The sequence below is a fragment of the Streptomyces sp. NPDC059373 genome, assembly GCF_042751495.1.
GTDB lineage: Bacteria > Actinomycetota > Actinomycetes > Streptomycetales > Streptomycetaceae > Actinacidiphila.
In genome coordinates this window covers 1-6,490 of the sequence record NZ_JBHYXC010000090.1, presented here as the reverse complement: position 1 = coordinate 6,490, position 6,490 = coordinate 1, and the positions used below count along the sequence as shown (strand labels likewise).

The following is a 6,490-nucleotide window of genomic DNA, read 5'->3' as shown; positions in this document are numbered from 1 at the left end:
CTCTCTCACGGCGTCAGGTCGCGCAGCTCGAACCAGTCGAAGTCGGCGGTCGCCCGCCGGTCGTTGAGGTCCTGCGCGCACAGCCCGGCGAAGGCGCCCGTGAAGCGCAGCAGCGGGCCGTAGTCGTCGGAGAGCCTGCTCGCGTCCAGGACCGGGCCGACGTCCAGCCACTCCGTGCCGTCGGGGGAGGCGGCGAAGCGCAGCTCGGCGTGGTCAAGGCGGGCGCGCAGATGGAGCAGCGGCCAGTCGTCGACCGGCAGCTCGGTCTCGGGCAGCTCCTCGTACTGCCCCTGGTCGGTGAGGACGATGCCGAGGACGCGGCCGCGGGTCTCGGAGTGGGTGACCCGCAGGTAGTAGTGGGTGGTGGTGTCGTACCAGCAGACCAGCCCCGCCATCTGGGAGAAGTGGCTGGGCCGGAAGTCCAGCACCGTGGACACCTCGCAGCGCGGCGAGCGCAGCCGCCGGGCGACGAGGCTCTGCTCGAAGAGGGAGTGCGGACTCTCGCCGCCGCGCAGCCGCAGCCAGCCCGGGCGGTCGGTGAGGCTGAGCCGGCTGTCGTCGACGGGGACCCGCAGCGTGCTCCAGGTGTCACCCAGGACGGGGGCGTCGAAGTCGTCGCGGGCCGGCACGGCGGGCCAGGGGCGGGAGCGGGACCCGCCCGGCCCCGGGACTTCGAGGGCGGGAAGGCTGCCGCCGCCGGCGAGCCGCAGCCAGCCGTCGTCGGTCCACTCCACACGTTGCAGGCAGGTCTCGCGGCCGAGGACGCAGCGCGGCCCGTCGGACGTGGCGACGGGGCGGCTGGCGAGGTGGGCCAGAAACCACTCGCCGTCCGGGGTCTCCACCAGCTCACCGTGACCGGCCTTCTGCAACGGCCAGTCGGGGGCGTCGCGGGTGGTGAGCAGCGAGCCGCGCGGATCGAGTTCGTACGGTCCCTTGAGGTCACGGGCGCGGGCCATGAGGATGCCGTGGTTCCAGCCGGTGCCGCCCTCGGCGAGCATCAGGTAGTACCAGCCGTCGCGGCGGTAGAGGTTGGGGCCCTCGATGAGCGTGTCGTGCCGCAGTACGGTGCGCGGCTCGCCGGTCAGGGCGCGCAGCCCGTGGTCGTACTCCTGGAGCACGATCCCGGCGAAGGCGTCGTGGCCGTCCCGGAAGTCCCACTGGATCTGGGCCAGCCAGCGGCGTCCGTCGGCGTCGTGGAAGAGGGAGGCGTCGAAGCCGGTCGAGTTGAGGAACACCGGCTCCGACCACGGGCCTTCGGCGGACTCCGCGGTCACCAGGAAGTTGTCGACGTCCTTGTACGGCCGCCCGATGGTCCGCACGATGCTGTAGACCAGCCAGAACCGCCCGTCGTCGTACGACAGCGAAGGCGCCCACACCCCGCCGGAGTTGGGCACGCCGCGCAGGTCCAGCTGATCGGTGCGGGTGAGGATGTGCCCGGCGGGGCGCCAGTTGGCCAGGTCGGTGGAGTGGTGCAGCGGCACGCCGGGGAACCACTCGAAGGTCGAGGAGGCCAGGTAGTAGTCGGCGCCGACGCGGAGGATCGAGGGATCGGGGTGGAAGCCCGGCAGCACCGGGTTGCGGATGAGCGGAGCTTCGTCGCAGCCCTCCTCGCCGTCGCCCTCGGTGGACGGCACGGCGGTGGGGGAGACCTGGGCGGGACCGGCGGTCATGCAAGTCCTCTCGGGAGGTGGGCCGTTCAGCCCTTGACGGCACCCTGCATGACCCCGGCGACGATCTGCCGGGCGAGCAGGACGAAGATGACGATGAGCGGCAGCACGCCGATCGCGGCCCCGGTGAGGACCAGCGTGTAGTCGGTGGCGTAGCCGCTGGCCAGCGCCGAGAGCGCGGTCTGCACGGTCGGCGTCTCGGACGGGTCGAGGACGATCAGCGGCCACATGAAGTCGTTCCAGGTGCCCATGAAGGTGAACATCGCCAGCACCGCCGCCTGCGGGCGGACCGCCGGCAGCGCCACATGCCAGAAGGTGCGCAGCGTGGAGCAGCCGTCGATACGGGCCGCCTCCACCAACTCGTACGGCACCGCCTCCTCGCAGGCCTGCCGCATCCAGAAGACGGCGAACGCGGAGACCAGCGCGGGCACGATGACGGCCTGGAGTGTGGCGATCCAGCCCAGCTTCCCCATGAGCATGTAGAGCGGGATCATCCCGAGCTGGGTCGGCAGCATCGCCGTGATGACGACGATGAGGAAGAGGGCGTTGCGACCACGGAACGGCAGCTTGGCGAAGGCGAATCCGGCCAGGCTGGACAGCAGGACGCAGCACACCGTCACCGTCGTGGAGATGATGAGCGAATTACGGATCGCCAGGCCGAAGTCGACGGTGTCGAAGACCCGCCGCAGGTTGTCCAGCAGATGCCCGCCGGGCGTGAGGGTCAGCGCCGGGTCGCCGATGGCGGAGTTGTCCCGGGTCGGCACGACGAAGGAGTAGTAGAGCGGGAAGGCCGAGGCGAGCAGGGTGCCCGCCAGGACGGCATAGGTCAGGAATCCGACCCGCCGGGAGCGTTCCGCCGAATACTTGGTGATGGCCATGGCGCGGTTCACCCCTTGGACGCGATACGCCGCGACAGGGCGTAATTGATACCGGAGACGACGGCGATGATGACGAACATCACCCAGGCGATGGTGGCCGAGTATCCGGCGTCGAAATACCGGAAGCCTTTTTCGTAGAGATACATCATCAGGGTCTGGAACTGCCGGTCGCTGCCGCCCGTCCCGTCCGTGCCCTGGATGTCGAAGAGCTGCGGCTCGGCGAAGATCTGCATGCCGCCGATGCTCGACATCATGACGACGAAGATGATGGTCGGGCGGATGCTCGGCACGGTGATGGACCGGAAGACCCGTAGCCGCGACGCGCCGTCGATCTGCGCCGCTTCCTTCAGCTCGTCGGGGACGTTCTGCATGGCGGCCAGGAAGATCAGGGTGTTGTAGCCGGTGTAGCGCCAGATGATGATGCTGCTGATCCCGGTCAGCGCCGACCAGCGGTTGGCCTGCCAGTCGACGGGGTCGATGCCGACCAGGCCCAGGGCGTCGTTCACCACTCCGTAGTTCTTGCCGTACAGCTGGGCGAAGACGAGGGTGACGGCGACCACCGAGACGACGTGCGGCAGCAGGACCGAGGAGCGCCACAGGGCGCTGGCCCGCAGCCGCCGGTTGAGCAGGGCGGCCAGGCCGAGGGCGATGAACAGCTGTGGGACGGTGCCGAGTACGAAGAGCAGGAGCGTGTTCAGCAGGGCGTTCCAGAAGTAGTCGTCGCTGAGGAGCGTCGCGTAGTTGTGGAGTCCGAGCCAGCCCTGGTCGCCGTCGATCATCGCCCATTTGTGGAGCGATATCCAGCCTGTGTAGAGCAGCGGCCAGATGCCGAAGACCCCGAAGACGACGAAGAACGGGGCGATCAACAGATAGGGGGTGTAGCGGAGATCGAAGCGGGTGAGCCGGCTGCGCCAGTGGTGCCGCCGTGCGACGGGGCGGGCGGGTCCGGCGCCCGTCGCACGGCGGGTCTGGGTGACCGTCACTGGCCGAGGACCTTCTTGGAATCGGAGATCGCCTGGTTCCAGGAGTCCTCGGGTGACTGCTTCCCCTGCTCGACGCGGAGCAGGGCGTTCACGAACAGGCCGGAGATGTCGCTGTCGTGGGTGCCGCGGTAGTACGGCTGAATGGAGTCGGCGGCCTTGGCGAAGATCTCCCCGGTGGGCGCGTCGGAGAAGTACGTGTCCTTCTTGGCCAGCACCTCCGGGTCCTTGTAAACGTCAGGGTGGCTGGAGAGGTAGCCCTTGGCGAGGAACAGCTTCTTCTGGGTGGCCGAGGAGGTCAGCCAACGCGCCAGCTCCGCGGCCTCCTTCGGGTGCGCGGTCTGCTTCGGTACGGCGAGGTACGAGCCGCCCCAGTTGCCGCCGCCGGGTGCCGAGGCGACCGACCACTTGCCGGAGTTGGCGGCGCCGGAGGCCTCCTTGGTGCGGTCCAGCTTCCAGGCCGGGCAGACGGCGGTGGCGGCCTTGCCGTTCTTCAGCGCGGCGGCCATCTCGGGGCTGAAGGGCGGGAAGCCGCCGCTGACCTTCTTCACGGCCATGTCGGCGGCGGTGAGGAAGTCGGCCTTGAGGGCGGTGTTGGTGTCTGCGATGAAGGAGTCGTCGGACTCGGCGAAGAAGGTCTCCTTGTGCTGGTTGGTCATCGCCACCCAGATGTCACCGGTGTTGGCGGTGAAACTCGCGGAGCTGACCTTCTTGGCGAACTTCTGCCCGGTGGCGGTGAAGTCCGCCCAGGTCGGCCAGAGCTTGGCGACGGCACCCGGATCGGTGGGCAGCCCGGCCTGCTTGAAGAGGTCCGTGCGGTAGCAGATGCCCATGCCGCCGATATCGGTGCGCACGCCGAGCACGAACGCCCCGTTGTTGACCGTGCCTGCCTGGTAGGCCCAGTCGGCCCATGGGTCCTTGGTGTTGTCGACCCCGTAGTCGGCGAGGTTGAGGAACTTGGCGTAGCTGGGCTTGAACTTGGTGAGCGTGTCGTCGCCGAGCCCGACCACATCGGATGCCCCGCGACCGGCCGCGAGCTGGGTGACGAGCTTCTGCGGAAGGTCGTCGACGAGTACTTCCTTGACCTTGATGCCCGGGTGGGTCTTCTCGAACTCCTTGTAGATCGCGCCCCGGTAGCCGTAGTCCACCTGCGTGGTGATCTTCAGCGTGACCGTGCCGCCGTCCGAGCCGCCGGAGCCGCTTCCGCAGCCGGCGGCGGTCAGGGCGAGGGCGGCCGAGGCGGCGAGGCTGGTGGCGATCCGTATGCGACGGGCGGTTCTGGGCATGTCGAGTCACCTCTCGAAAGTCCGAAAGTTTCGATATCCGGATCGGCCAATTCCTGTGTCTTCCCCCGGACGTCAGGGCCCCCGTAATGTAGAAAGCCCTTGCTGTCCGGTCAATGTTTCGATGACGTAAGCGCCACTATTCGAAACTTTCGGTCAACCCGGTGCAGCTGAGCCGCCGTAGAGAGGAATGTCCATGGCGCGAGCCGCTGCCACCGGACCGACTCTGGCCGTGATCGCACGGGAGGCCGGAGTCTCCGTCCCCACCGCGTCCAAGGTGGTCAACGGGCGTGAGGACGTAGCCCCCGAGACCCGCCGACGGGTGAGCGAGGCCCTGGAGAGACTCGGCTATGTACGCAGGCCCCGCTTCGACGCCGTCAGGTCCAACGGCCTGGTCGACGTCGTCGTCCACTCCCTGGCCACCAGTTGGTCCGGCGCGGTCCTGCACGGTGTGGAAGAGGCCGCCCACGAGGCCGGCTTCGAGATCGTCGTCTCCGCCGGCCTCACGCGGGTGCGCGGCGGCCGCCCCGAGCGCGGCTGGTTCGACAGGCTCTGCGCCCGCGGCACTTCCGGCGTCCTGTTCAATCTGGCGGAGCTCAGCCCCACCCAGTACACCTGGCTCGAACAGCACCGCATCCCGTACGTCATGATCGACCCCGCCGTCGACCCCCCGCCCGGCGTGCCCTCCGTCGGCGCCTCCAACTGGGCCGGTGGCGTCAGCGCCACCGAGCACCTCCTCGCCCTCGGCCACCAGCGCATCGCCGCCATCGGTGGCTTCCGCCGCAAGGTCTGCAGCAGCGCCCGCATCGCCGGCTACCGCTCCGCGCTGGCGGCGGCCGGCGTACGGGTGCGGACGGAGTACATCCGCTACGGCAACTTCAGCCCCGACCTCGGCTATCTGCGAACGCTGGAGCTGCTCGACCTCCCCGAGCCCCCCACCGCCGTCTTCGTCTGCTCCGATCCCATGGCCCTCGGCGCCTTCCGCGCCCTCGCCGAGCGCGGCGTGCGGGTGCCGGACGACCTCAGCGTCGTCGGCTTCGACGACCTCCCCGAGGCGGGATGGGCCAACCCCGGCCTGACCACGGTGCGGCAGCCGCTCTCCGAGATGGCGGCCACCGCCGTACGGACCCTGATCCGCATGATGGACGGCGAGGTCCCGGAGAGCACCCGCACCGAGCTGTCGACCCGGCTCGTCGAACGGGCCAGTACGGCCCCGCCGAAGGGGTGACGCCGGGCTGATAACTTGACCCCATGCCGCTCACCGTCCGCCGCCACATTGATCTGAGCCGCGTGTCCAGCGCGATCTGTCCGGCCTGACCGCCGCAGACCGATCCCGCACACGGACCCACAGAGTGGTGACTGACCCATGCCTTCCCCCTCCCCTTCCCCCGAACATGCCGTCAACCAGGCCGTCTCCGTACGCGAGACCACCTGGAGCGACCCCGTCGGCGACCGGCTCCGCGCGGCCCAGGGCGCCGAACTCTCCCTCCGCTACGCCGACCTCAACGCACACCACGGCTTCCCCAAGCCCCCGCCGGACCTCAGGGTCTGGCCGGTGGATCTCCGCGGCGTCGCGTGCCCTGGCACCAGCTCTCGCGGCGTTGTCGTCGGTCGATGACGCTCCGCGTCACCTCCCTCCTCCGCCTTGCGATCGCAGGCGCCAGACCACGCTCCTTCTCCCA

The 6,490-nt window shown here is 69.3% G+C and carries 7 protein-coding genes; 3 read left to right on the top strand and 4 right to left on the bottom strand.

Going from position 1 to position 6,490, the window contains the following annotated elements; all coding sequences use genetic code 11:
* Nucleotides 1–5 precede the first annotated feature (5 nt).
* From ACFXJ5_RS41040 to ACFXJ5_RS41025, 4 genes are read right to left on the bottom strand one after another with little or no spacing between them, the layout of a single operon-like run.
* Entirely contained in the window at nucleotides 6–1,670 is a 1,665-nt protein-coding gene (locus ACFXJ5_RS41040; RefSeq protein WP_384643620.1) for a glycoside hydrolase family 43 protein, read from the bottom strand.
* A gap of 26 nt (nucleotides 1,671–1,696) precedes the next feature.
* On the bottom strand, nucleotides 1,697–2,545 hold the full coding sequence (locus tag ACFXJ5_RS41035) for a carbohydrate ABC transporter permease (protein WP_384643618.1): 849 nt from the start codon (nucleotides 2,543–2,545) through the stop codon (nucleotides 1,697–1,699).
* Nucleotides 2,546–2,553: 8 nt separating this feature from the next.
* On the bottom strand, nucleotides 2,554–3,528 hold the full coding sequence (locus ACFXJ5_RS41030) for a carbohydrate ABC transporter permease (RefSeq protein WP_384643615.1): 975 nt from the start codon (nucleotides 3,526–3,528) through the stop codon (nucleotides 2,554–2,556).
* Nucleotides 3,525–4,811: an extracellular solute-binding protein gene (locus ACFXJ5_RS41025; protein ID WP_384643612.1), complete on the bottom strand. Its 1,287-nt coding sequence runs from the start codon at nucleotides 4,809–4,811 to the stop codon at nucleotides 3,525–3,527. Before ACFXJ5_RS41025 ends, ACFXJ5_RS41030 begins: the two co-directional genes overlap by 4 nt.
* Before the next feature lie 193 nt (nucleotides 4,812–5,004).
* Between ACFXJ5_RS41025 and ACFXJ5_RS41020 the strand changes: the two genes are divergently transcribed.
* The 3 genes from ACFXJ5_RS41020 to ACFXJ5_RS41010 are packed head-to-tail and all read left to right on the top strand — an operon-like array spanning nucleotide 5,005 to nucleotide 6,426.
* Entirely contained in the window at nucleotides 5,005–6,036 is a 1,032-nt protein-coding gene (locus ACFXJ5_RS41020; protein WP_384643609.1) for a LacI family DNA-binding transcriptional regulator, read from the top strand.
* A 23-nt stretch (nucleotides 6,037–6,059) separates the two neighbouring features.
* Complete coding sequence (locus ACFXJ5_RS41015; protein WP_384643623.1) at nucleotides 6,060–6,125, top strand: putative leader peptide; 66 nt, start codon at nucleotides 6,060–6,062, stop codon at nucleotides 6,123–6,125.
* 49 nt (nucleotides 6,126–6,174) lie between these two features.
* Nucleotides 6,175–6,426, top strand: coding sequence for a hypothetical protein (locus tag ACFXJ5_RS41010; protein ID WP_384643606.1), 252 nt, complete (start codon nucleotides 6,175–6,177; stop codon nucleotides 6,424–6,426).
* Nucleotides 6,427–6,490: the final 64 nt, after the last annotated feature.

Excerpts from the sequence above, each read along its gene's own strand:
- ACFXJ5_RS41020 (WP_384643609.1), top strand. The coding sequence starts at position 5,005 with ATGGCGCGAGCCGCTGCCACCGGACCGACTCTGGCCGTGATCGCACGG.
- ACFXJ5_RS41035 (WP_384643618.1), bottom strand. The coding sequence starts at position 2,545 with ATGGCCATCACCAAGTATTCGGCGGAACGCTCCCGGCGGGTCGGATTC.
- ACFXJ5_RS41025 (WP_384643612.1), bottom strand. The coding sequence starts at position 4,811 with ATGCCCAGAACCGCCCGTCGCATACGGATCGCCACCAGCCTCGCCGCC.
- ACFXJ5_RS41040 (WP_384643620.1), bottom strand. The coding sequence starts at position 1,670 with ATGACCGCCGGTCCCGCCCAGGTCTCCCCCACCGCCGTGCCGTCCACC.
- ACFXJ5_RS41010 (WP_384643606.1), top strand. The coding sequence starts at position 6,175 with ATGCCTTCCCCCTCCCCTTCCCCCGAACATGCCGTCAACCAGGCCGTC.